The organism is Acinetobacter sp. 40AMC3-4 (assembly GCF_049898185.1).
Taxonomy (GTDB): Bacteria; Pseudomonadota; Gammaproteobacteria; order Pseudomonadales; family Moraxellaceae; genus Acinetobacter.
In genome coordinates this window covers 515,635-541,358 of the sequence record NZ_JAFCXG010000001.1, presented here as the reverse complement: position 1 = coordinate 541,358, position 25,724 = coordinate 515,635, and the positions used below count along the sequence as shown (strand labels likewise).

21 protein-coding genes, 3 tRNA genes and 2 pseudogenes are annotated in these 25,724 nt (G+C 42.6%); 10 read left to right on the top strand and 16 right to left on the bottom strand.

What is annotated here, in order from left to right; translation table 11 throughout:
- A pseudogene (locus ACP7BU_RS02665) lies at positions 1 to 152 on the top strand (IS5/IS1182 family transposase); the annotation flags it as partial.
- Between the two features lie 42 nt (positions 153 to 194).
- On the opposite strand, the gene ACP7BU_RS02660 reads toward ACP7BU_RS02665, so the two are convergent.
- The 10 genes and pseudogenes from ACP7BU_RS02660 to pyrC form a co-directional block, all read right to left on the bottom strand.
- Positions 195 to 1,106, bottom strand: coding sequence for an alpha/beta hydrolase (locus tag ACP7BU_RS02660; RefSeq protein WP_425877909.1), 912 nt, complete (start codon positions 1,104 to 1,106; stop codon positions 195 to 197).
- A 245-nt stretch (positions 1,107 to 1,351) separates the two neighbouring features.
- Positions 1,352 to 2,244: pseudogene (locus ACP7BU_RS02655) on the bottom strand (alpha/beta fold hydrolase).
- A gap of 82 nt (positions 2,245 to 2,326) precedes the next feature.
- Positions 2,327 to 3,739, bottom strand: coding sequence for an amino acid permease (locus ACP7BU_RS02650; RefSeq protein WP_005107442.1), 1,413 nt, complete (start codon positions 3,737 to 3,739; stop codon positions 2,327 to 2,329).
- 114 nt (positions 3,740 to 3,853) lie between these two features.
- A tRNA-Glu gene (locus tag ACP7BU_RS02645) sits at positions 3,854 to 3,929 on the bottom strand.
- A 177-nt stretch (positions 3,930 to 4,106) separates the two neighbouring features.
- The gene (locus ACP7BU_RS02640; RefSeq protein WP_004279546.1) at positions 4,107 to 4,265 is read right to left on the bottom strand and encodes a hypothetical protein; all 159 of its coding nucleotides are present in this window, start codon (positions 4,263 to 4,265) and stop codon (positions 4,107 to 4,109) included.
- Positions 4,266 to 4,346: 81 nt separating this feature from the next.
- Positions 4,347 to 4,625, bottom strand: coding sequence for a hypothetical protein (locus tag ACP7BU_RS02635; protein ID WP_253143949.1), 279 nt, complete (start codon positions 4,623 to 4,625; stop codon positions 4,347 to 4,349).
- A gap of 194 nt (positions 4,626 to 4,819) precedes the next feature.
- The gene (locus ACP7BU_RS02630; protein WP_425877913.1) at positions 4,820 to 6,871 is read right to left on the bottom strand and encodes a TonB-dependent receptor plug domain-containing protein; all 2,052 of its coding nucleotides are present in this window, start codon (positions 6,869 to 6,871) and stop codon (positions 4,820 to 4,822) included.
- A gap of 163 nt (positions 6,872 to 7,034) precedes the next feature.
- Positions 7,035 to 7,110, bottom strand: a tRNA-Glu gene (locus tag ACP7BU_RS02625).
- A gap of 20 nt (positions 7,111 to 7,130) precedes the next feature.
- Positions 7,131 to 7,790: a ribonuclease T gene (gene rnt, locus ACP7BU_RS02620; protein ID WP_004279557.1), complete on the bottom strand. Its 660-nt coding sequence runs from the start codon at positions 7,788 to 7,790 to the stop codon at positions 7,131 to 7,133.
- Entirely contained in the window at positions 7,775 to 8,809 is a 1,035-nt protein-coding gene (gene pyrC, locus ACP7BU_RS02615) for a dihydroorotase (RefSeq protein ID WP_004279558.1), read from the bottom strand. The genes rnt and pyrC overlap by 16 nt, the downstream gene beginning before the upstream one ends.
- Before the next feature lie 152 nt (positions 8,810 to 8,961).
- Here pyrC and ACP7BU_RS02610 point away from each other — a divergent pair, with 152 nt between their 5' ends.
- The gene (locus ACP7BU_RS02610; RefSeq protein ID WP_425877916.1) at positions 8,962 to 10,233 is read left to right on the top strand and encodes a GGDEF domain-containing protein; all 1,272 of its coding nucleotides are present in this window, start codon (positions 8,962 to 8,964) and stop codon (positions 10,231 to 10,233) included.
- A gap of 83 nt (positions 10,234 to 10,316) precedes the next feature.
- Here ACP7BU_RS02610 and argG read toward each other — a convergent pair whose 3' ends face one another.
- Positions 10,317 to 11,657, bottom strand: a complete 1,341-nt coding sequence (gene argG, locus ACP7BU_RS02605) for an argininosuccinate synthase (RefSeq protein WP_425877918.1) — start codon at positions 11,655 to 11,657, stop codon at positions 10,317 to 10,319.
- A 248-nt stretch (positions 11,658 to 11,905) separates the two neighbouring features.
- On the opposite strand from argG, the gene ACP7BU_RS02600 reads away from it, so the two are divergent.
- From ACP7BU_RS02600 to ACP7BU_RS02590, 3 genes are all read left to right on the top strand, one after another.
- A complete protein-coding gene (locus ACP7BU_RS02600) occupies positions 11,906 to 12,259 on the top strand; it encodes a hypothetical protein (protein WP_253146162.1) in 354 nt (117 codons plus the stop codon).
- A gap of 139 nt (positions 12,260 to 12,398) precedes the next feature.
- On the top strand, positions 12,399 to 14,435 hold the full coding sequence (locus tag ACP7BU_RS02595; protein ID WP_262466621.1) for an FAD-dependent oxidoreductase: 2,037 nt from the start codon (positions 12,399 to 12,401) through the stop codon (positions 14,433 to 14,435).
- Between the two features lie 87 nt (positions 14,436 to 14,522).
- Positions 14,523 to 14,612: transfer RNA gene (locus ACP7BU_RS02590), tRNA-Ser, on the top strand.
- Between the two features lie 124 nt (positions 14,613 to 14,736).
- On the opposite strand, the gene ACP7BU_RS02585 is transcribed toward ACP7BU_RS02590, so the two are convergent.
- The 3 genes from ACP7BU_RS02585 to ACP7BU_RS02575 form a co-directional block, all read right to left on the bottom strand.
- Complete coding sequence (locus ACP7BU_RS02585; protein WP_425877921.1) at positions 14,737 to 15,708, bottom strand: methyltransferase; 972 nt, start codon at positions 15,706 to 15,708, stop codon at positions 14,737 to 14,739.
- Between the two features lie 335 nt (positions 15,709 to 16,043).
- Positions 16,044 to 16,742 carry a pirin family protein gene (locus ACP7BU_RS02580; protein WP_425877923.1) on the bottom strand — a complete coding sequence of 233 codons (699 nt, stop codon included), beginning with the start codon at positions 16,740 to 16,742 and terminating at the stop codon, positions 16,044 to 16,046.
- Positions 16,743 to 16,922: 180 nt separating this feature from the next.
- The gene (locus ACP7BU_RS02575) at positions 16,923 to 18,146 is read right to left on the bottom strand and encodes a L,D-transpeptidase family protein (protein ID WP_425877925.1); all 1,224 of its coding nucleotides are present in this window, start codon (positions 18,144 to 18,146) and stop codon (positions 16,923 to 16,925) included.
- Between the two features lie 205 nt (positions 18,147 to 18,351).
- On the opposite strand from ACP7BU_RS02575, the gene hemE reads away from it, so the two are divergent.
- The 5 genes from hemE (at position 18,352) to ACP7BU_RS02550 (ending at position 24,411) form a co-directional block, all read left to right on the top strand.
- Positions 18,352 to 19,422, top strand: coding sequence for a uroporphyrinogen decarboxylase (gene hemE / locus ACP7BU_RS02570; protein WP_005246858.1), 1,071 nt, complete (start codon positions 18,352 to 18,354; stop codon positions 19,420 to 19,422).
- 10 nt (positions 19,423 to 19,432) lie between these two features.
- Positions 19,433 to 20,236 (top strand): DUF817 family protein, encoded by an 804-nt coding sequence (locus ACP7BU_RS02565; protein ID WP_004646389.1) that lies wholly within the window; start codon positions 19,433 to 19,435, stop codon positions 20,234 to 20,236.
- Positions 20,237 to 20,379: 143 nt separating this feature from the next.
- Positions 20,380 to 20,850 (top strand): DUF3015 family protein, encoded by a 471-nt coding sequence (locus ACP7BU_RS02560; protein ID WP_004646390.1) that lies wholly within the window; start codon positions 20,380 to 20,382, stop codon positions 20,848 to 20,850.
- Positions 20,851 to 20,927: 77 nt separating this feature from the next.
- Positions 20,928 to 22,814, top strand: a complete 1,887-nt coding sequence (locus ACP7BU_RS02555) for a DUF4105 domain-containing protein (protein ID WP_425877928.1) — start codon at positions 20,928 to 20,930, stop codon at positions 22,812 to 22,814.
- Between the two features lie 199 nt (positions 22,815 to 23,013).
- On the top strand, positions 23,014 to 24,411 hold the full coding sequence (locus ACP7BU_RS02550; RefSeq protein ID WP_253148672.1) for a diguanylate cyclase: 1,398 nt from the start codon (positions 23,014 to 23,016) through the stop codon (positions 24,409 to 24,411).
- Positions 24,412 to 24,422: 11 nt separating this feature from the next.
- On the opposite strand, the gene ACP7BU_RS02545 is transcribed toward ACP7BU_RS02550, so the two are convergent.
- Both ACP7BU_RS02545 and ACP7BU_RS02540 read right to left on the bottom strand, forming a co-directional pair.
- The gene (locus tag ACP7BU_RS02545; protein WP_425877930.1) at positions 24,423 to 24,983 is read right to left on the bottom strand and encodes a DUF4385 domain-containing protein; all 561 of its coding nucleotides are present in this window, start codon (positions 24,981 to 24,983) and stop codon (positions 24,423 to 24,425) included.
- A 115-nt stretch (positions 24,984 to 25,098) separates the two neighbouring features.
- On the bottom strand, positions 25,099 to 25,533 hold the full coding sequence (locus ACP7BU_RS02540) for a hypothetical protein (protein WP_004646396.1): 435 nt from the start codon (positions 25,531 to 25,533) through the stop codon (positions 25,099 to 25,101).
- Positions 25,534 to 25,724: the final 191 nt, after the last annotated feature.

Below are 25,724 nucleotides of genomic sequence, written 5' to 3'. Positions count from 1 at the left end.
CAGGCATTTAGTTGAAAATATGTTTTGTAGATTAAAGCAATTTAGAGGAATAGCTACTCGATATGACAAGCTCAAAAGAAATTATCAAAGTTCTGTTGCTTTAGCCTGTATATTTTTATGGCTACCTTTATAGGGTTAATTATGAACAGTAAATGTCAACAGACCCTAGAGAAAATACTTGAAAATTACATGGTTTAAGCTGGATTTTTAAGCAATTCCAGAATTGCTTCTACCACCTGCGGATGCAGTAAATAGCCGGTAATGTCATGCGGGCGGTGAATATGGGTACGAATGCCGTGGTTAATAATGGCGGGTTGAAACTGAAATGGCGGTTGTGTAAGAGGAAAGGCGGTAAGAAAATCATCAGTTGAATAGAAATTTATCCAGTCGCCTGTAATTGCAGCAGGTCGGACAATGGGTTGCGGTAAATGTGACTGGATCACCTGGAAGGCTAATGGCGATCCGAGGGTAATAAAACGCTGTACATTCAGTCCAGGATGCTGAATAAGATAATTATAGGCAATCACACTGCCCAGAGAATGAGCAATCACAATACAAGGTTTGCGACCATTCAATTGCCGGGCAATCCGTTCATGAACTTCCTTTATGAAACTAGGATTGTCGAGATACAGATAGGTTTCAATCAAAAATTTCTGAAGCAGGCTACGATGCAGACTGGGAAAATAATTAAGCAATAATACAAAGTCTCGCAGTGCAACATTTTTGCTTAGCGTGGTAATAAATTTGAATTTCTGTTTGAAATCCATCGGGTCATTCAGGTTAAGCTGGGGAAGATCGGAAATTACGGGCTTGCGCCAGCCAGGACGTGGAACTGGTGCAGGAAGCTGAGGCTGAACAGGTTGGCGGAAACGAAAGCTGGGCCATTGCTGTGGCATCAAGGTGCCAGCATTCAGGATGTTGCGAACGTTATAGTGTGAAAGCAAGTCCCCATAAAATGGAATGTGAATGTGACGTCTTAAATAACTGAATCTGGCATCATGACGGTGTTTGCGAATGCCTTTTTGAAGTATATGTAGCCAGCGCTGGCGAATTGATGCAGCACTATGATGTTGCTGGTTCATTCCATGAATAAAAATAACTTTCATCGATACCTCACGGAGGTCGATCTATATATTCACAGTATAGAGAAAATTGCGGCAAGCCAAGCTGCACTTTTTGTGGCGTTAATGTGTAAATTATCTTTGATAAAACAATCATTAGCAGACATCTGTATATTTATAAAAAAGGCAGAAAAAGCAGTAAATTGGTAGGTCTGGATGAAAGATTTTATTGAATAGAAAAAGAATATGAATGGAGCTGTAAAAGTTGAATTTAGAGTTTGGCGTGAGTTTTATAGTAATTCCAGGAGCACTTTAATGACGTTCGGATGCTGAATATAACCATCAATATCATGCGGATGATAGATGGAGGTATGAATCTCCTGATTAATAATCGCTGGCTGAAACTGGAAGGGTGGTTCTGATAATGGAAAGGCAGTCAGAAAGTCATCGTTACAATAGAAATTTATCCAGTCACTTGAAAGTGCAGCAGGTCGTACAATCGGGTGCGGCAGATGAGCCTGGATGACCCGAAATGCCAACGGTGATCCGAGAGTAATAAAACGCCTGATATTCAGCTCCGGATGCTGGATCAAATAATTATAGGCAATCACGCTGCCGAGTGAGTGAGCCACCAGAATCTGTGGTCTGCTGCTATAGAGTTGATTGTGAATGCGGCGGTGAACTTCCTGCATAAAATGCGGGTTGGCCAAATAAAGATAAGTTTCCAGCAAAACTTATGCAAAAAGCTAGCATGTAAGCTGGGAAAATAATTGATGAGTACCGCAAAATCCCGCAAGGCAATATCTTTGCTTAATGCTGTGATGAACTTCAGTTTCTGATTGAAATTTAGGGCATCATCAAGATTTAACTGCGGGACGTCACAAATTTGATAGGTGCACTGGTCTGATGGCGGTGCCAGTTGCAGCTGTGCGGGATGTAAAAAAGGGAAATGCGGCCACTGTTGCGGCATCAGGGTGCTGGCATTCAAGACGTTATGAAAATGATGCCGAGAAAGTAAATCGCCATAAAAAGGGATACGGATATGCCGTTTTAAATAAGTAAACCGAGCTTGCTGTTGTGGGTTTTTCCGAAGGCCTGTTTTGAAGAGATGCAGCCAATGTTGACGTAATGAAGTAGCCGTATACTGTTGCTTGTTCATGCCGTGAATAAACACAATTTTCATCGACGCACCCTTAAGGCTGCCCACTATGGTTATAGTATAGATAAAAAAAGAGCGGCCGGAGCCGCTCTTTTAAAACTGATGATTAAGACTTGTTGTGATAAAAAGCATAATAACTTGCATAACACGCTGCAATAAATAACAGACAGCCTACGAAGCTGATACGCATTGATGGATCAAAGACCATACTGATACAGGTAATAAAACAGAACACAAAGCCCAGGATTGGTACAATCGGGAACAATGGTGCAGCAAAGCCCAGTTCTTTGGCCGTATGACCCTGTTTATACCATTGACGACGGAAGTTGAACTGGCTTAAGCAAATACTCATCCAGACCACCACCATGGTAAACGCTGCAACGCCCAGCAAGTTGGTAAAGATCGTCTCTGGCGCAAACTGTTCAGACAATAAACCTGGCAATGCACCTAGCATAGTCACCATGACTGCAATATACGGTACACCGCGAGCATTCAGTCTTGAGAATACGGCAGGCAACTGTTTGCTGTATGACAATGACCACATCATACGAGAAGCAGCAAATAAGCCCGAGTTGGCGGCAGACAACAATGCAGTGATAATTACAAAGCGAATGATGTCTTCAGCATATGGGATACCAATGTGCTGGAATACTGTTACGAATGGACTGCTACTCACGCCTTCAGCGGCCAAGCCTGCTTCCTGATGCGGAAGTAAGGCTGTTACCACGATAATGGTACCTACAAAGAAAATTAATAAGCGGAAAATCGCAGTATTAATTGCTTTAGGAACATTTTTCGCAGGATCTTCAGTTTCACCGGCAGCCACACCAATCAGCTCGGTACCAGAGAAGGCAAAGTTCACAATCAGCATCGTAGCAAAAATCGGGAATAGACCTTCAGGGAACCAGCCTTGTGCAGTTAGATTGGTAAATAAAGGCGCAGCTTCATAGCCTTGATAGCCCAGAACACCAAAGATGGCCAATAGACCTAAAAGAATAAAAGCAACAACCGTGACCACTTTTACCAGTGCCAGCCAGAATTCGGATTCGGCAAACCAGCGGGTCGAAATCATATTGAGACTAAATACGAATACACCAAAGATAATGGTCCATAACCACATGGAAATATCCGGGAACCATTCCTGCATCAGCAAGGCCGCTGCAGTAAATTCAGTTCCGAGAGTGACCGACCACGTCAGCCAGTATAACCAGGTGATGGTATAGCCTGTGCCTGGTCCAATATAACGTTTGGCATAAGCACCAAATGAACCAGATTCTGGCATATGAACGGCAAGTTCGCCCAAACATAGCATTACCATGTACGCGATAATACCGCCCAGGAGATAAGCGAGAATGGCACCTACAGGCCCCGTTTGTGCAATGACTTCACCCGACCCTAAGAATAGGCCTGTTCCGATTGCGCCACCAAGCGAAATCATGACCAGATGTCGAGTACTCATAGCGCGTTTTAAAGGCGCAGAATTGCCCTGATGCGTAGCATCATTCGGAGATGAGTGCATAGGAAATAAGAAATACTTCAAAGGAATGAAGCGAGCTATTGTAGTGAAAAACTACAAATCTGCAATCGAATAATGGTAATTTCGAATAAGGTCTGATCGTATGAGATCAATAGATGGCGTCCCTACGGGGATTCGAACCCCGGTTACCGCCGTGAAAGGGCGATGTCCTAGGCCTCTAGACGATAGGGACGTTGCGAGGTGATGCGTATATTAAGGATTAAGCCGGGGTTTGTCAAAAGGGTTTTTGCTAAAATTCATTTAACAGTTTAAACATTAGGCAAAACAAAAACTTTATTTTATTAAGATGTTATTTTCTGAACAGATTTCAGGACTATAAAAAATAAATATTTGAAAAGATCACTAAAACTTAGTGATCTGGAGTTTGATATTGCTCAGGCTGAGAGTTTTCAGTTGGCGTTGACACTGTTTCAGTCTCCGCAGTGTGGTTATCATCACGGTTGACGATATAGAGATATAGTGCGGATGGGGCTAAAATCAGTAAAACCAGTAAGATCTTTTTTAACATGATACAAAGGCAAAATATGAAATCGCATTAATTATAGCCTAAGCAAATTAAAAAGAGCAGCAGCATGTACCTATTCAGGCTCTAGAATTTAAAAGTAACATCCGCAATAAATTGGCGGCCGATTTCAGTCATCACACGTGGTCTATCATTTGAGGTCGAGCCTGTTGTATAGGTATTCACGCGGTTGGTTACATTGTTAATGGTTAAACCAAAAATTGCCCTTAAATCTTTTGAAATTTCCCAATCATAGGTGGTGCGCATATCCCATTTAAATTTGGGTTTAATTTCAGAGGCTAAATAGGTGTCAAGCAGTTCACCTTTATACTCGACTTTGTCATTTTTATTGGAGACTACAGCCATATCATCGTAACTGTTTTTATAGCTAAAGAAGTTTGAAATACGTACAGGCAGTGTATCGAATGTAATATCCCAGTTTACTCGTGCGGTCCATGGTTGGTTAAAGTTTGGGGCAGGGCGGTCTGACCAACGGATAATTTGACCATCATAAGAGACCCATTCATCTTGAGTGGCTTGATCATAGGCTGAAGTGTAATCTACATAACTGCGGAAGACTTCACTGTATCAAATCCCAAGGCAAATAAATGTTGGCTATCCCCCAGTGCGATCGGTTGACGATTTTTAAGTGTTAAGGTGTAGATGTCAGCTTTGCCACTTCCATCATTGTTATATTCGTAGAAGAATTTTGATCCATCTAAAGGAGTAACTTTAGTTTTTGATATTTCATCCTGATATTTACGATTGACCCATTTTAGCCCTAGATCCCAATTCTGGATTTGTGTATTCAGGCCTAAAACAGTCTCGTCACTGAAAGGGGTATTGAGCGCTGAACTACGCGCACCGCTGGATAGTGCAGTTTGTGTTTCTACCCAAGTCGCATGTGGGTTTTCACGTGACAGTTTGTAGAGCAAATCATTTTGAATTTCATTCAGCTCTGTACCTAAAGTTTGCTGACCATAGTAGCGATTCCACCCAGCGGATAAATGCAATTGATCATTACTAAAGGGTTTGTAAGAGAGACGACTGCGAGGGGAAATATTGATATTACTACTCAAAGAGTCATAATCAGCATGAACACCAAGGCGTGTTGAAAATTGATCATTCCACTGAATATTATCTTCAATAAATATATTTAGGCGATCTTGCTGAGCTTTGATATCACCAGCTTTGTACAGAGTCCCACCAGCGATATATTGTCCATTCCAACCATTTATAGTTAGTTTCTCATCACAATATGGGTCACTTTGAAGGCAGGTAGTATCTTTGCCAAGTTCTTTTAAGTTGATCTTTGTCGCGAGTAAAACATCCTCGACTCGTTTCCACGCAACATTAGCATGGCTATAACCCGTACCTATAGTCATGTTGTGTTGGGATTGACCAAGTTCAAAAGGGTCTATATTCGCTTGTAGGTCATAGGAAAGGACGTCTTGGCGTTGTTCAATCTCTCCCATGATGGCGCCCTCTCGAACTACATCGGTATTATTCCAATCTTTACTTCCTTTGGCGTAGTACCAATGCATACTGTAGTTATTGTCAGCAACACGTTGTGTCGCCGAGTTTTGGAAATTAAGTTTGTGTACGAGAGTACCTAAGTTGAAGCGATGTTCAAGTTCCGAGAACAGAGTAAGTGTTTCGGTTTCAGTAGTACTACCTGAATCACGATTGCTGTCCACATAACTTAAGCTATCGAGCAAACCATAATCGAAACCAAACTTCGCTTTGGTTGAGGCGTTTGGTGTATAAAATAATGTTGCACCAAGATTTGAGATATGTCGTTCTTGATCAATTGTTTTAGGTGTTTCAAAACCACTTTTGACTGGGATGATAGACTCTCGTTGAGAAGCATAAGCATTAAAGCTCCAATCATTCGAGAGCTTCCCATAAATATTGGTGCTTAGACCTTGTTTGGTATATTCCTTTTGGTAGTCATCTGTGGGCTCTTCAAATTTACTTTCTTCTAAAGGTGAAATTGAGTTGTAGCGAGCCCAATCGATTTCAGTGTAATCGTAAGTGATAGAACCGTGAATTTTACCTATCTCTGTTTGCGGTGCACATGTTTTAGCATTTACAACCCCACCTGTGAATTGACCATAAGCGGCAGACACATTGCTATCTAATACTTCAAGCTCACAAAGTAGGTCAGTGTTCACTGCCATAGCTTGTGCGCCAGTCCCAATATCTTGAAATGTATTTATGTTTGAATTTGCTGGATTAATAAGTAGGTTGTTGGAAACACCATTCACAATGAAATTGTTTTGGAAGGTTTGTGCACCATTAATTGAGATTTCGGCAGGTTTAATTTCACCTTGAGAACCTGCTGCAAGTTGTGACTGACTAAACTGCACATTCGGATTCACTTTTAAAAAATCGGTAATGTTCTTTGAGCTATTTGGCGTACTTTCTAAATCTTCTTTTGAATAAACTGTTTTTCCCACTTCATTTGCTTGCTGAGCTTCGATAATAATCGTGCTGAACTTAACCGTAGCTTCCTTGAGGATGGATTCTTGATAATTTGATTCTTCTGCAAAACTAGATGTTGATAAAGCTGTTAGAACCGCAATAGAAAGTGGGGAATAAGCAAAACGCATGAGAAGGGTTAAATCTGCGAAAGATAATGGAAGTGATTATCATTAAATTAGAGTAGGTAATCAATAGTAATGAGAATTATTTTCATTAATTAATTGATAAAAGTGTAGGACTTGAGCAGCTTAAGATGCTGATTAAAGAAATATAAAGAAGAGAAAAAATAGATGGCGTCCCTACGGGGATTCGAACCCCGGTTACCGCCGTGAAAGGGCGATGTCCTAGGCCTCTAGACGATAGGGACGTTTAGAAGATGGCGGTATCTTATTGATCCGCCACCAGAGTGTCAAGCAGGTGAGGTGCGAGTTTGTTTAAAATATAGCAAAACAGTTCAGCGGTCTTCTGCGTATCATATAATGCAGAATGGGCTTCTTTACCATCAAACTCGATTCCAGCTTGGATACAGGACTTCGCCAGTACAGTCTGACCAAACATCACCGCACTTAAAGTCACTGTATCGAAGACAGAAAAACTATGAAACGGGTTTTGGTTTTTGGTCCCGGTACGGGCAATCGCGGCCTGAAGAAAACCTAAATCGAAATGTGCATTGTGTCCGACTAAAACTGCATGGGTACAATTTTGCTGGCGACGCACTTCATTCACCGATTTAAAAATGCGCTTGAGTGCAGTTTTCTCATCTTCGGCCATGGCGATTCGCATTGGATTAGAAGGATCGATCCCAATAAACTCCAGCGAACGTCGGTCGAGGTTTGCCCCTTCGAAAGGATTGATATGTGCATGGTAAGCTTGACCCGGCACAAATTGACCCTCCTCATTATAAACAATCGGAATGGCCGCAATTTCCAGCAATGCATCAGTCTGCGCATTAAAACCTGCAGTCTCGACATCGACAACTACAGGTAAGAATCCACGAAAACGTTGACCAATGATTGGGAGCGTTTCATTTGTCACACTTTTCTCCATTGAATGGTTTTACCAGCATACAGTGGGATAATCTGTTCACCATCCAGATAGTCTAAACTTTCAGGGATTACTTGATCTTCTTTAACCAGGGTAATGGTATTGGTATTACGTGGCAGGCCATAGAAGTCTGCACCAAAATGGCTGGCAAAACCTTCCAGGCGTTCAATTTTACCCACCTGATCAAATGCCTGAGCATACAGCTCAATGGCAGTCGGCGCACTATAACATCCTGCACAGCCACACGCATTTTCTTTTGCATTTTTTGAATGTGGTGCGCTGTCGGTGCCTAGGAAAAATTTAGGATTACCGCTGGTTGCGACTTCCAGCAAAGTTTGCTGATGCGTTTGACGTTTTAAAATCGGCAAGCAGTAGAAATGCGGCTTGATCCCACCAACCAGCATGTCATTGCGGTTAAACAATAAATGTTGCGGCGTAATGGTTGCAGCGACATTACGGTCTTGCTCAAGTACAAAGTTTGCTGCTTCGCTGGTGGTGATGTGTTCGAGCACCAGTTTCAGCTTGGGAAATTGTCTGAGTAAGGGAGCCAGCACTTCATCCAGGAAACGCTTTTCACGGTCAAAAATATCGACATGATTATGCGTCACTTCACCATGTAGCAATAAAGGCACTTGGTGTTCTTCAAGCTGTTCAATTACGCCGTAGACTTTGCTCATATCGCTCACACCACTATCGGAGTTGGTGGTCGCACCCGCAGGATAGAGCTTGATGGCATTGACATGCGCAGATTCTTTGATCTTTTTAACTTCGCTTGCCGGGGTGTTGTCAGTGAAATACAGCACCATACGCGGGTCGAAATTTACCCCTTCAGGCACATGTGCCATGATACGTTCACGGTAGGCATTGGCTTCTTCGACAGTTTTAACGGGTGGCACCAGATTTGGCATGCAAATGGCGCGAGAAAACTGCTTGGCTAAATCGGGAACGGTACGTTGAAGTGCTAAACCATCACGCAGGTGAACGTGCCAATCATCTGGCTGGAGAATCGTAATCGTATTCAAGGCAAATTCAGTCGAACAAATAAAACAAATGATAATCCATCTATAGTAAAAATGGTAACGAGAAAGCGCTACAAAATAAGGGATATGTATAAATTAATTTTAAAAAGTATGTTATTTTAAAATTAATAAAAAAATTACATAAATACTTGGCAATGGAATACAAGTACAATCTAGCGAAATTGCAAGATGATAAAGAAGACATAGAACAACTGATTACACGGCAAAGCCAGCGTGTAGGCCCGGTCTTCCCTCAAAATCTGGAACAAGAATTCTGGACCAAAAATCTGGAACGCGCCCGCAAACATGTCGAAAAATATGTGTGGGCTGGAGTACTAGCCTATTTCCTTTTTTTGGTGGTGATGATTCCTACAGATTACTGGAGCATCAGCAAAGAATATTTCGTACATGATTTTGTCCTGTGTATGCTGGGCCTGCTCAATGGTGGCATGTCATTAATCATTTTTTATATATTCTCCTGTTTACCCAAGATCAAGCGCTTTTTTCCGCAGGCTTCGATGCTGTTGGTGTTCTGGATACAGGTGTCAATTTCATGCATTACCATGTCGATTAAAACTGATGCCTTGCAGTATCAGTCCATGGCCATAGTCACGATCGTGTATATCCTGGGTTATATTCTGACCGGTATTAGACCGATTCAGATGCTGGTCACCGGATTACTCGCTGCGGCAACTACTATTCTTGTATTGTTTAGCCTTTCAGTTGAATTTAATCCTATGGTTTTTGGCCGGATTTTAATTGGAAGTTGCTTGCTGGGTTATGTGATTAGCCATATGATTTTTGCCCGTGAACGTGTGATATTTCTCTATAGCATTCGCGCCAGAATCAGTGAGCAGATCCAGCGTATCCATACCAACGAATTATTACATTTGAGTCAGTACGATGAGCTGACCAAGATTTCCAATCGACGGACTTTTGATGAGACGCTGCAAGTCCATTTCGAACGTGCACATCGTGAAGAAACGGCATTGGCAATTCTGTTTATCGATGTAGATTTCTTTAAAAATTACAACGATTTTTATGGGCATCAGAAAGGTGATGACGTCATTTCGACTATTGCCAAAACCATCAAAAATGCGATCCGTCATATGGACTTTGTCGCACGTTATGGTGGGGAGGAGTTTGTAGTGCTCTTGCCAGAAACAGATGCACATGGTGCTTATGCAGTGGCTTCAAATATTTTTAAGGCGATTGACCGTCTGGAAATTCCACATGAAAAATCCTCGGTTGCGAAATATATCACCATCAGTTTAGGCATTACCGTCTATCGTGGTGAAGATGATATTGATAAAGACGCCTTATTGGGAATCGCGGATCAGGCGCTATACCGCGCCAAACAGCTTGGACGCAATCAGATTTATTATCAGTCCATTCGTTCAGTGAATTCAGATATTGCAAATGGCTAGATATTTTTAAAATGAATAGAACAATCATCAATAAAAAACCGCTCATCAGGAGCGGTTTTTTATGCAACTTAAATGACTAAAACTTAGTTTTTGTCTTTCAGTTGTGGCACTGCAGATGCTGAACCAACTGCGAGTAAACCAGTCTCTGTATAGATGCCCAGTTTAGCACGAGTATCCGTGATGTCGAGGTTACGCATGGTCAACTGACCGATACGATCCATCGGCGAGAACATAGAATCACCTTTCTCCATAGTCAAACGCTCAGCTTCATAAGTGAGGTTCGGAGATTCAGTATTCATAATGGTGTAGTCATTACCACGACGCAGTTCGATCGTTACAGTACCGGTAACTGCTTTAGCGACCCAACGCTGTGCAGTTTCACGTAGCATAAGCGCTTGAGAATCGAACCAGCGACCTTGGTACAGCAAACGACCTAAACGTAAACCGTTAATGCGGTATTGTTCAATCGTATCTTCGTTATGAATACCCGTTACCAGACGCTCATAAGCAATGTGAAGCAGCGCCATACCCGGAGCTTCATAGATACCGCGAGATTTCGCTTCGATGATCCGGTTTTCGATTTGATCCGACATACCTAGACCGTGACGGCCACCGATGCGGTTCGCTTCAAGAATGAACTCAACTGGATCTTCAATGCGTTGACTGTTGATAGCAACCGGGAAGCCTTCTTCAAAAGTAATCGATACTTCTTCAGCTTTTACTTCTACGTCATCTTTCCAGAACGCAACGCCCATGATTGGCTCAACGATTTTGATACCTGCATTCAGGTATTCAAGATCTTTAGCTTCGTGTGTCGCACCCAGCATGTTTGAGTCAGTTGAATAGGCTTTTTCTTTTGACATTTTATAGTCAAAACCATTGTCGATCAGGAACTGTGACATTTCTGCACGGCCGCCCAGCTCGTCAATGAAAGTTTGGTCTAACCAAGGCTTGTAGATTTTAAGCGCAGGATTGGTCAACAAGCCATAACGGTAGAAACGTTCAATGTCGTTGCCTTTATAAGTCGAACCGTCACCCCAGATGTTAACATCATCTTCTTTCATGGCAGTTACCAGCATGGTGCCAGTTACTGCACGACCCAATGGCGTCGTGTTGAAATAAGGCATACCACCTGTAGAAATATGGAACGCGCCACATTGAATTGCAGCAATACCTTCTAATGCAAGCTGTAAACGGCAGTCGATTAAACGTGCTTTTACTGCGCCATAAGCTTCAGCTTTTTTTGGAATCGCATCGTAATCGTCTTCGTCTGGCTGACCCAAGTTAGCTGTGTAAGCATAAGGTTCAGCGCCTTTTTGTTTCATCCACAAAAGAGCAGCAGAAGTATCTAGACCACCAGAGAAGGCAATACCAACTTTTTTACCTACTGGGACATTCTGCAAGATAGTTGCATTATCAGACATTGTTCATCCTAATGATATGAAATAGGCACGCCAGAATTGGTGGCCTGAAAAAATACATATTGCATCAATTGTATCATTAATTTATTTAGGTTTGCTTTAGAAAAGAAAAACTCGTTTTAAAATCTCTATTCAATAGGCTTAAATAATCATAAATCGCACGATTTTCACCAGAATCCTGCTGAAAACGGAAGAAATTGGTTATATTCAGCCGAATAAAGTTAAAAATCAGATAAAACAGGAATAAAAGCATGGCGACTCGCATCCCACCTTTACCTAATTTAAATCTTAAAGCTAAGAATGAAACGCTGGCACTGTTACATGGGATTTATGCCGGCCTGATTGGTTTTAGTACAGTGCTGTTTTTATATCTTGAATATCAGCAATCTAGTATTTCCATGCTGAGTTTAGCTGTGGTGCTGCTGCTTTTAGGCTTGCTGATGTTTTTTAATATACAGGCCAGTATCAAGGTGAAGCAGGGCAATGGTTCAGGACAAACTTTATCCAGAATAATGGCCATCCTGATGTTGCTGAGTTTTCCAATTGGTACAGTATTGGGCGCGATTGCATTATGGAAATCCACTGCACGGCAATGGCAGAGCTAATTCGTGATGTATAGAAAGAACTGTTTCGAAGATTGATATTTGTGCCTGAAAATGCTGAACTCCGGGTCATAAAAAGCCTCTGAAAATCAGTTAAAGTAAGGGAATGACTTGCTCAGCCAAATATAATCAGGGATTTGTTATGACCACGACGCGCTATGCCAACATTTTAAAGCCACTGCATTTGGGTTTTACCACCATTAAAAATCGGGTGGTGATGGGGTCGATGCATACTGGTCTGGAAGACCGCTTCTATAATTATCCTAAACTAGCTGCGTATTTTGGTGAACGAGCAAAGGGTGGCGTAGGTCTGCTGATTACGGGTGGTATATCGCCAAACCGTCAAGGCTGGTTATTGCCGGCAGGCGGCACCATGAATACCTTGGGCGATATTGCACCACATCGATTAGTCACCCATGCAGTTCATAAACATGGTGCCAAAATCCTTTTGCAGATTCTGCATGCCGGACGTTATGGCTATCAGCCTTTTGTGGTCTCGGCCAGTCCAATCAAATCGCCGATTTCTCCTTTTAAACCGCGTGAAATGTCAGATAAGCAGATTTTGAATACGATTCAGGATTATGTAAAAACTGCTAGCATTGCTAAAAAGGCCGGCTATGATGGCGTGGAAATCATGGGTTCTGAAGGTTATTTGCTAAATCAGTTTTTAAGCCGTCATGTCAATCAGCGTACCGACCGTTGGGGAGGTCCGATCGAAAACCGGATGCGTTTCGCTGTAGAAATCGTCAAAGCCATTCGTGAAGAAATTGGCAAAAAATTTATTATCTGTTTCCGTTTGTCGCTTCTCGATTTGGTGCATGATGGCAATACCATGCAGGAAGTCATTACCGTAGCTAAAGCTTTGGAAAAGGCTGGAATTACTTTGCTCAATACCGGGATTGGCTGGCATGAAGCACGTATTCCAACCATTGTGACTTCTGTACCGCGTGCTGCTTTTGTCGATTACACGGCTGAAGTTAAGAAACATGTTTCGGTGCCGGTGATTGCATCCAACCGGATCAATATGCCAGACACTGCCGAAGCAATTCTGGCTTCTGGTCAGGCAGATATGGTGCAGATGGCACGTCCACTTTTGGCAGATGCGTTCTGGGTCAATAAAACTGCAACCAATCGTGTTGATGAAATCAATACCTGTATTGCCTGTAATCAGGCTTGTCTGGATCATACCTTTAAAAACCAGCGCGCAACCTGTCTGGTCAATCCGCGTGCCGCTTATGAAACCGAACTGGTCTATGTCAAAACCAAAAAACCAAAAAGTATTGCAGTGATCGGTGGGGGTGTCGCAGGTTTGTCGGCTGCTACTGTCGCAGCCAGTCGCGGGCATGATGTGACGCTGTTTGAGGCCAGTCATGAAGTAGGCGGACAGTTCAACCTGGCTAAAGTCATTCCGGGGAAAGAGGAGTTTCACGAAACGATTCGTTATTTTAAAGTGCAGCTAGAAAAAACTGGAGTTGATCTGCGTCTCAATACCCGAGTCAACCGCGAGCAGTTGGAGCGTGAGGGTTTTGATGAGGTGATTGTGGCTACAGGGGTTGTGCCGCGTGCCTTGAATATCGAAGGCAGTCAGGCACCACAAGTATTATCTTATGCAGAAGTGCTACGTGGCGCACCTGTCGGTGATCGTGTTGCGGTCATTGGCGCAGGCGGGATCGGTTTTGATGTGTCCGAGTTTTTATTAAAGCCACCGCATCAAATACAGCCGCAACCTGTGGATGAGTGGAAGCGTGAATGGGGTGTAGATTCTCATCCAGATTATGTGACTGAAGGCGGGTTACAGCGTGCTGAAGTCGAACCACCAGTACGGGAAATTTATTTATTACAACGTAAAAAAACACCACTTGGCGCAGGACTGGGCAAGACTTCAGGCTGGGTACATCGTGCCCAGTTAAAAAAACATGCTGTGCGGATGTTGCGCGGCGTGCAATATAAATCTGTCACGGATGAAGGTTTATGGATTGAGGTGGATGGTCATGCTCAATTATTGCGTGTGGATACCATTGTGGTATGTGCAGGTCAGGAATCGGTAAAAGACCTGATGCCGAGTGCTGGGGAAAATACCTTGGCGCAGTATCATATTATTGGCGGTGCAAAACTGGCTGCTGAACTCGATGCCAAGCGCGCCATTCGTGAGGGAGCGGAATTAGCAGCAAAACTGTAAGGATTTGATGAAACTATATGCAGTTGATTGCATTCACTGTAATTTTCACTTGTCAGCCGGACAAAAGCTCCGTATTATTGCGCCCATGGAAGCGTGGCAGAGCGGTTTAATGCACCGGTCTTGAAAACCGACGAGGGTGTGAGTCCTCCGTGAGTTCGAATCTCACCGCTTCCGCCAAATTTTAAAAACCCCAGTCGAAAGATTGGGGTTTTTTATTTCTATGATTTTAATAAAACGATTTAAAATAAGCTGATAGCGAACAAAGTCAAAATTTTAAAATTCCATAATTAATAAATATTCTTTAATTGCCTACTTCAATTTTGATTAATGCCAACGCAATTCTTTCCACATGTTGGTAAGCTGGCTGTTCCAGTTCTTCACCAAAAATATCCGGGTCAATTTCTTCATATGACCAGATTATATTTTGATGCTGTTTCATCAAATCTTTAAGATGCTGCAAAAATAGATTGCCATGCTCAGTCACGGTCACTCCAGTATATAGGAATAAACGTCCACCAGAATTCAGTCGCTGTAGACCTTCTTTTATAATCCTGAATGATAAATCACAGCCATCCAGTTTATTACCACCATGACGATATTGACGTTGTTCCGGATCAATCAAATACGGCGGATTGGCAAAAATCAGATCAAACTGGCCTTCAAGATAGGAAAATAAATTACTCTGCACCGGATGAATATGGTTTAAGCCGGCAAAACTGATATTAATCTGGCTATAGAGCAAGGCTTTGGGATTCAGGTCTGCAACCATAATTTCACTCACATCTGGAAAATGTCTGGCAATGCTGATCGCGGCTGCTGAAGTGCCACAACACATTTCCACGACCCGTTTGAAAGGGTGAGTCTGAGCAGCTAGATATTGCTTGAGATGATAGATAAAGCGATACGTATCGGGACCGAAAAATACCGCATCTTGCTGAGTGGTTGGAAAAGCTGAATGAATAAAGAGTTCGCCATCGAGTGAAGAAACCCGAACCTGACTCAAGTATTGATCTTCCTGAACCTGTAGAAGCTGATGTTCTTGCAATAATGTAAAAAGGGCAGAATCAAGATCAGTTTTTTTAAAGTTTAGATTCCAGCCAAAGATATCCTGATGGGTTCTGTGCTTATAAATTTCATTCTTTTTTCGATTCAGAATTCGCTGGTGGGAAAGCGGTGTAATGGTCGTAAACTGATAATCTTGTTGTTTTAAAAAGGCTAATAAATAAAGCAAAGCTTGCTGCGGGCTGCTTTGAATCTCTAAAATTTGGTTCATACGGATATGCTCTTCTATTTATTTAACCTACATGAAAAGATTAATTCACTTTATGCCTGCAAAAGACAATATCAAACCAGTCGTGAATGATCAAAGCTATACAGCACTGGATTCCATGGAAAGGGATCAGTTTATATTCACCTAAATAATGCATTGCTTAGGTAAAAATGTGATGAGAATTGGTTGGATTTGTATAGGTCGTAGGCATAATTTTATTGGTTAAGCAGCCTTATTATGATTTTGCGAACTATTATTTTTTATTCATGATTATACGTATAAAAAATGGCTATCAATCACTGGGATCAATAGCCATTAGAGCTGAGAGCTTTAAAAGCTTAGTTGGGTACTTCCGGCAAATCAAACCAGATCACTTGCGCATCTTCGCTTGCTTTAATTTCTGTATCATCTAGAAAAGCAATTGCGCCGCCAGCTTCAACTGTATGTTCAGCGATCTGGACAGTGCCAGAAACAACATGTACATAATTAATATGCTGGGTCGCTTTCACTTCCAGACTTTGGCCTTGCTGAATCACCGCAGTTTTGACTTCGGCATTCTGACGAATATGCATCGGTACATTGTCATTCGGACCACAAATCAAATGCCACTGGTTCGGTTGCTCATGCGGGTCAAGACGGATTTGCTGATAGTTCGGCTTGGCATTACGTTCATTTGGAATAATCCAGATTTGCAGTAAATGGACCTGTTCGTCGCCTTGGTTCATTTCACTGTGCCGCACACCTGTTCCTGCACTCATCAGTTGCCATTCACCCGCAGCGATTCCGCCATGATTGCCCATGCTGTCCTGATGGGTAATGGTTCCTTTCAGCACACAGGTCAGGATTTCCATATTGTCATGTGGATGCGTTCCAAAACCCTGATGTCCATCAATCAGGTCATCATTAATGACACGTAAAGCGCTGACACCCATATACTTTGGGTTATACCAGTTACCAAATGAGAAACTGTGTTTAGACTCCAGCCAGCCCATTTTTACATGACCACGATTTTCGCTAGGATGTAGAAAAGCATTCATGATTTTATCTCGACATTATTTTTAACTTGAGATCATCATACTGTCGTTTTATAACTGAAAAAATCTCAAATAGGCGACAGATCATTGCATTTTTGCAACGACAGAGCTGAAAGTAAACATAAGGAATAAAAAAGCCCGCTCAAAAGCAGGCTATTTTTATTCAAATCGGCAGACCGATCATCATTCTAAGAAACGAACCGTTACCCCAGATTTGACTTTACGGCCAAGATCATTGGCATCCCAGTTAGTCAAACGAATACAACCATGTGACGCTGTTTTCGAAATGGTAGACGGGTTTGGTGTTCCGTGAATACCAAATGATTTCTTGCTTAAACCAATCCAGATATTCCCGACAGGACCGTTAGGACCCGGTGGTAAAGATAGTGGTTTTAAGTTTTTACCTTGTACAAAGTTAGACGGTGAATAGCTGTACCAAGGGTTTGGTGCGACACCTGTTACTTTATAGGTTCCGGTTGGAGATGGTGTATCCGCACTACCAATGGTGGCAGGGAATGACGCGATCATTTGATTTTTACTGTTAAATAAGTACAGTTGTTTCGCGCCTTTATGTGCAACAATCAAGTGAATACCTTCAGGCAAGTCATTACGTACATTACTGACCAGTAATTTTTCACCAACTTTATTAAAGTTGGCATTTGGATTGAGTTTCTTTAAGAAATTCTCATCCATATGGAATTTTTCACTCAACATTTCACTGACACGTGTGTAGTACAAGCCTTTCATTTTCGCCTGTAACGCATAATCTGAAGGAATAGACTTGGCAAATGGGCCTGCCAGATCTTTTTCAGTAATGGTGTATTCAACAAAGGCTGGCTTAGAACCCTGACGTGCCACCAGTTTATCCCAGGTTTCCTGAGTCAAAACACCTGTCGGTTTAATGCCATTCATTTGCTGGAAAGATGCAATGGCTTTTAGTGTATTTTTACCGCTGGTTCCGTCAATCGCACCTGGTGATGCATGGGCATTATTCAGCATGACATGCGCACGTGCGTAAACTGGGAATTGACCTGCACCGATATTTTCATACCATTGGGCATTGTTTAAACCGTCTAAAGTCCAAGAAGCTTTGGTCACCGCAGAGTTAGTCGGTGCTTTGGTATTTGGTGCTGCGCCAACAGAGGCAGTCTGATCTTCGGTATCCTGTAGCTCATTCAGCGCTTCAGATGCCTGTTTTAAGTCTTGTTGTTCTTGGGCAGTAATTTGCGCTTCTGCAGGTGCTGCTTGGGCCGCTGAAGCTTCAGTTGCTAATGGATCAATCGGATCTTGCACTGCAACATTAGTCACCACTTGGGGTTTTAATGGTTGTTCAGCAGTAGACGCGGCAAAAACTTGACCTGCGAAAATGCAACCTAGACTCACAGCGAGCATTGTGCGAACGAACATGTAACTCAACCTTAAGAATTATTTCTTTAACTATGTGAAAAAACACTATAAGTATTACAGAAAAAATGTGGAGATGCAGTAGTTGTTTTGTGTAAATCACTAGGTTGCCGATCAATCCGATCGGTTTTTAAAGTTGCCAGAAGTTATTAAAACTGCGGCCTTTTTGCTATGATGTTGGCAATGTCAAAGAAAGATGGGAATGTGAATGACGACCTTAAAAAATGATCGTTTTCTGCGCGCATTGTTGCGTGAGCCTGTAGATGCTACGCCAGTATGGATGATGCGTCAGGCTGGCCGTTATTTGCCTGAGTACCGCGAAACGCGTACCAAGGCAGGAGATTTCCTTTCGCTTTGCAAGAATACTGAACTGGCCTGTGAAGTAACTTTGCAGCCTTTACGCCGTTATGATCTTGATGCCGCGATTTTATTCTCGGATATCTTGACGGTTCCGGATGCTTTGGGACTGGGGCTGTATTTTGAAGCCGGTGAAGGCCCGAAATTTCACAAGACCATCCGTACCGAACAGGATGTCGCCAATCTGCCTGCATTTAATGCCAAGTCGGATCTGGATTATGTGATGAATGCCGTTTCGACCATTCGTTCAGCCTTGGGCGGTCAGGTTCCTCTGATTGGTTTCTCGGGCAGTCCATGGACTCTGGCAACGTATATGGTCGAAGGCGGTTCAAGCAAGGATTTCCGTTTTACCAAACAGATGATGTATGCGCAGCCTGAAGTTTTGCATGCTTTACTGGATCGTCTGGCTGATGCAGTGACTGAATATTTGAATGCGCAGATCGATGCGGGTGCACAAGCGGTACAGATCTTTGATAGTTGGGGTGGGGCATTAGCACATCGTGAATATATCGAGTTCTCGCTGAACTATATGCAGAAGATTGTCGCTGGTTTGCAACGTGAGAAAGACGGCCGCAAGATTCCGGTAATTCTGTTTACCAAAGGTGGCGGTCAATGGTTGGAACCGATGATTACGACAGGCGCAGATGCATTTGGTCTGGACTGGACCACGCCATTGAATGTCGCTCGTCAAACGGTTGCTGGTCGTGCAGCACTTCAGGGTAACCTGGATCCTGCAACTTTATATGGTTCATCAGACACCATCATTAAAGCGACAAAAGCCATGCTGGATGATGCCTATGCCAATGGCGAGAAAACCGGTTATGTTGCCAATTTAGGTCATGGTATTACCCAGTGGGTTGATCCGGCGAATCCAAAAGCATTTATTGATACCGTACATGAGTATAGTGCCAAATATCTTTAGGATGTAAACCTTGATCGATCTATTCAAATCAGGGTTTGAATTTACTTATAAGGCAGCTTCGGCTGCCTTATTTGGGATTTTACTCCTGCTCGCTTTTGCACTGACTGCTTCTATGGGCAGCGATCTCTTCTTTGGTTTTTACCGGTATGACTATCTGCTTTTTTTTGCTTTGCTGATTCAGGTGATATTGCTCTATACCAAACTGGAATCCTGGGCTGAAGCCAAAGTGATTGCGTTATTTCATCTCATGGCCATGGTGATGGAAATCTTCCTGACCCATCCGGCAATTGCTTCCTGGCATTACCCTCAACCCGCAATATTTAAAATCCTGACCGTGCCTTTATTTGCCGGTTTTATGTATTCTGCGGTCGGCAGTTTTTTTGCGCGCTCTTTACGTCTATATCAGGTTTCATTTGAAAAATTGCCGCGTTTTAGCCATATGCTGACATTGGCTGTCTTGTCTTATATCAACTTTATGAGCAAGTTTTTTATTCCCGATTATCGGGTGATTTTATTTGTCTGGAGCGTGCTGATGTTCTGGAAAACCAGAATTCGCTTTCAGCTGAATCGGCATACTTTTCAGTTGCCGATGTTACCCGTACTGCTGATTCTGGCGTTTATTATCTGGATTGCCGAGAACATCAGTACCTTTTACCAGATCTGGCTCTATCCAAGCCAGATTGAGCAATGGCATATGGTGGGATGGGGCAAACTGGGCTCCTGGTATTTGTTGTTATTGCTGAGTCTGGTGTTAGTACTGAAAATCTTGGGACAGCGTAATTCACAAGGCGATTGGGCGCTCAAGGAACAGTAAAATCAATCAGGTTATGTTTATGTAAAGCATACATTTTTTCAATTGCGCCAAACTTGACTTGTCGCTACTCTGCTGAGTATGTAATTTAAATTACATTATTAGAGTAATAACAAAGATTGCATGAGAATAATTGGAGAATAACTATGTTGAAAAAAATTATGCTGGCGGCGGTATTGGCGACTGGTTCAAGCATGGCGATGGCTGACCGAGATGTCGGTTGTGGTATCGGAAGCCAGGTGTGGGCGGGTCAGTCTGGTATTATTCCTAAACTCTTTGCAGGTACGACCAACGTTCTGTTCACGAATCAGTGGCTCGGGATCACTTTTGGTACTTTAGGTTGTAGCCAGGGCGGTACCGTAACCGCTCAAGTGGTGACCTTTACCAATGAAAACGCTGAAACATTGGCGCGTGATATGGCAGTTGGAGAGGGTGAAAGCCTGAATGTTCTGGCTGAACTTTTGAATATTAAATCTGAAGATAAAGCTCGTTTCTTTAGCGTTTCCAAGCAGAATTTCTCTGAAATTTATTCCGAAGAAAACCAGAATACATTACAAGTTTTAAGCACCTTACAAACTGTGATGGCCAAAGATGAAGTATTGAAATCCTACATCTGATCCGCACCCTAAAAACCCTGCTGTTCTGGCAGGGTTTTCTTATGACTAAAAGAAATTGATGAGAATAAGTTAACTGAATGAAATATGCGTTCTTCATGTTGGGCCTGACATTCAGCCCTTTAAGTTTTTCTAGCGAAATTAATCCAGACATCCAGCATTATATCGCTCAGGCCGAAACTCAGCGTCTGGATCAGAGCACTACCTGGCAACGTCTCATGTATGCCAATCCCCAAGGTCATAGCGAGGTTAACTATTCGGGCTATTTCCTGGCAGAGCAGGGAAAAACTGATCTAAAAAAAGAAATGCAGCATAACATTCAGGCTTTATTCCTGAGCACAGAGCCGAATCAGTCCGTCCGCTGTAAGTTTCCTGCACGCAGCAGCTGGTTAATGCAGCAATTGAATATTTCCGAGCAACAATTGCCTGCGGTCAGTTGCCCGGATTTGGATAAATGGATTGGCGAGGTCAAGCCTTATCAGGCAACCCTGATCTATGCCACGGATTTTATGGGTAATCCCAGCTCGATGTTTGGTCATACCTTGTTGCGTCTGGACCCTAAAGACCAGCAACAACTCAATCTGATTTCTTATGCGGTCAACTATGCTGCGACGGTCGATGGCAATGACAACTGGTCCTTTGCCTGGAAAGGGCTGACTGGACAATATCCGGGTGAATATTCACTGATGCCGTATTACCGCAAGGTCAAAGAGTATGGTGACTTCGAAAGCCGGGACTTATGGGAATATGAATTAAACTTAAGCCCGCAAGAAACCAGATTTCTGGTACAGCATCTCTGGGAAATGCAAAATGTAAGTTTCCCTTATTATTTTATCAGTGATAATTGCGCTTATCGCTTACTGGGACTGTTTGATCTGGTACGTCCCGAGCTGAATCTACAAAAACAGTTTAATTCGACTGCGATTCCGATTGAAACACTGAAAGTCGTAGAACAACAGGGCTTGATCAAACAGAAAGTTTACCGTCCAGCGCTTGAAACTCAATTGCTGGCTCAGTCCAGACAGCATGGTAAAGCACTGGCAAAAACTGCACATCAGCTGGCTTATGCAGAAACAGGTGTAATGTCTTCCATTTTGCAAACTTATCCGGCAGAAGATCAGGCCAAAATTTTGGAAATGGCCTATGATCATTTATATCTGGACTTTCTTCGACAAAAAGTTGATGAATCTTTTGCTCAGCCACGTTTCCGCAAGTTATTAGGCTTAAGAAGTCAGCTGGATATCGAGAAACAGCGTAAAGCGCCTGAACGTCCAAAAATAGATCCGGTACAAAGCCATCATGCACGGAATATCAGTCTTCAGGCCGGACAGGTTCAGGGAGAATCCTTTGTCCAGCTTGGACATCGGCAGGCTTATCATGATCTCATCGACCCGCAAGGCGGTTTTCGAACCGGCACACAATTGCTGTTTCTAGATGGGGCTTTGCAATATCGTGACAGTGAGCTCAAGCTGGAACATCTGGATCTATTTACTGTCAATTCCTATAACCCGGTCAATCCGTTTAATACGCCGTTATCCTGGGGTTTTAATCTGGGCTGGCAACAGGAGGCACTGGATGCGCATGGCCAGTTTAGTGAAGATGAGCAGCATGGCGTCGCCAGCTTAAAAACTCAGGGCGGTTATAGCTGGGCAAATGCCAGCCGTGAACATCTATGTTATGCACAAATGCAAACTCAGCTACAGGCAGGCAAGGCACTTGATCAAGGCTGGCGCGTAGGTGCAGGCCCTACTGTGGGGTGCCAGAATATCTGGAGCGATCAGATCAACAGTCTGGTGCAGGTGGAACTGCCTTATTGGGAGGATTCGCATCGCTGGCAGCTGAAACTGAATACTGAACTCCAATATGCATTCAATCCACAACATGCACTTCGGCTGTCTTGGGAATATCAGCAACAGCAGTCCAAAGACTGGGATCAATGGAGTCTTGGTTTGATCCGGTATTTTTAAGATTGAGTTAAAACTGATCAGCACTATTCATAAAGTGCTGTGGTATCCATGAGGCTACTGTTCGGTTTTCCCTTGTATAAAAAGATTGGCTGGGTTTGGTACAAATAATCTGATCGATATTTTAGGAAAAATACCTGATATTTGTTATATTTGTCACATAATTTGAGTAAAAATAGCAAGGTTTTGGGGAACAGACAGTATGAATAATGAATGCATGGCAAGACTGGCCGAGCAATGGGAACAGATCTGTCAAAATTATTCATCTGATGACTTATTGCATGCCTTTCACTTTATTCAAGATCATTCCCTGATTCTGGTGGAAGAATTCTATAAAAACATGCTCATTGAAAAGGAATCTGCAGAATTCTTTTCTGATGACTTGATTCAACAGCGCTTGCGCGACACTTTAAATGCCTGGCTACTTGAAAGCTTTAGTGTGGGAATTAATAAACGCTATGCCGATGCCGTGCAGAAACAGGCGATGGTGGGGCATGTGCATGCGCGTGTCGGAATTCCATCCTGGCTGATCATGCGCGGTGTACGTGAAATTGAGCGTAAAATGTTTGAACTGCTGGATGAGAATCCTCACCACAGTATGTTGACTACCTGCAGTTATATTGTCCAGATCATGGGATTTGCCACAGAAGTCATGTGCCGATCTTATGAAGCTAAGACAGCCATGAATCAGGAAATTAAACACAGTTATCGTGTTTTTTCAGCGATGCAGGATGTGGCCGTACAAAAAGATAAACAGCGTAGCTCATTACTGGACTGGGAAAATGAACTCATGTTCAAAGTCTTTTCTGAGCATGAGAAATTGAATCATCCGATGTTGTCCAAGTCTGAGTTCGGTTTATGGTTTATCCATAAAGCCTCTTATGCTTTTACCGGTTCTGATCAGGTCGATTTAATCATTGAACGAATTTATCAAGTCGATGAACTTAATCAGGATATTATGGACTGTACGGACAAAAACAATATGCTGGGACTGATCCAGCAGATCCGTGACTTGAACCGCGAAATTCAGTTGTTGGTAGATCAGTTATTTCAGGTGGCCGAATATATTGAATCCGGTAATGATTCATTGACCCAGTTATTGAATCGTCGTTATTTGAATACGATTATTTCACGTGAAATCACTTTTTCCCGTAAGAATCATACGCCTTTGTCTTTACTTGCCATTGATGCTGATTATTTCAAAAGTATTAATGACAAATTCGGACATGCAGCAGGTGATCTGGCCTTGAAATTTCTGGCCGAAGCATTGCAAAAATACAGTCAGGGCAGTGATTATGCTTTCCGGGTCGGCGGTGAAGAGTTTTTGCTATTACTGGTGGATACTGATGAGAAACGTGCCCTGAATATTGCCGAAAGTATTCGTAAATATATTGAAAATGGCATGATTAATTCGGCACAAGGCCAGCAGTTTAAATTTACGGTCAGTATTGGTTGTGTGCTTTATGATGGACATCCGGATTATCAGCGCTTCCTGAATGCGGCAGATTCTGCCTTGTATATGGCGAAGAACAACGGGCGTAACAGAGTTTATATGGCTCATCAGTCCTTGAACCCTGTCGCACAGCCACTCTCAGTTTAAATGAAAGGTTTTTAGCCAGTTGCAGACTGCTGCTCTATAAATTCCTGAAATTTCTGTTTTTGCTGGAGATATTCGGGATGATTTTTAGCTTCCTCCCATTTCTGTTTAAAGATTTTGGCAGCAGCGGCTTTAACCGGATCTTCATGATTACGTGGCAGCTCGGAACGGCCATGCGCACCACTCAAGCCTTTTTTATCCCCCGGAACCGGGCCATCGTATTTTTTGCCACCTTTATGATTGGCATAACGTCGGGCACGGGTGAAACCCATCTGTAAAAACTTGCGTGCCATGTCCGCACCGATAAAATCTTCTTGTTTTAAATAGTCCAAAAAAAGCTGATAGATTTTCTCACTGCTAGCTTGTGCTTTTTCTTCATCTGCAAAGCGCCAGTGTGGCAGGATTTCTGATTTATAAGGCTCAACCAATAATACACCTTGTTCACCACGGCCAATCCGGTAGAGCTCCGGTCGTTTGCGGAAATTAACCTTTGCAAAGTCCAGAGAATAATCAAAACTATTCGAAACTACACGTGACGGACGTTTTGGTGGAGCTATTTTGGCAGATGGCTTCATATTCGGCCTTTTCTGAAATTTAAAATTATTCGATATTTCAGCTAATACAAATTATAAAAACGAAAGGACAAGATACAGAAAAGCCCCTGTCTTCTAGAGCTAGGGGCTTTTCATTTTACTTCGATTTTTTCGAACTGGTCTTCGAGGTTTTAGCCTTGGTTGACTTGCTCTTAGAGGAGCTGCTCGACTGCTTTTTAGCAGGTGCCGATTTTTTTGAAGAAGACTTTTTCACTTTAGTGTCGTCTTTACTCTTGTTGCTGCTTTTTGCTTTAGCCGGTTTTTTCGCGGAAGAAGTCTTTTGGTCTTTCGCTTTATCACTGGCTTTTGAGCTCGAATTTTTCTTTGCCTTCACTTTTTCATCTTTGCTGGCATTGTCTTTTTTAGAAGATGCCGCTTTAGATTTACTGCTCGCCGCTTTTTTGGTAACTTTGCGATCACTGTCTTTATCACTGCTTTTATTCGACTTTTTCAGTTTCTCATCTTGAGTCTTTTTAGCAGTTTTTGCTGATTTTTTGCTGTCTTTCGCCTGGTTATTTTTGCTATTCGCCATGGTTACTTTCCTTATCATTAAAAATCAATCAGAAAGATATAAAGCGCTTTGCTGTATATCAACTTCAAATTACTTTAATGGGAGAGCGGCAGGATTAAAACTTTATCGTGTATCCAAGTGTATGCTTGTTGCAAACACAAGCAAGAATTGTTTGAGTTCTAGACTGAAACATAGCAAGTTTTGGGACAGGT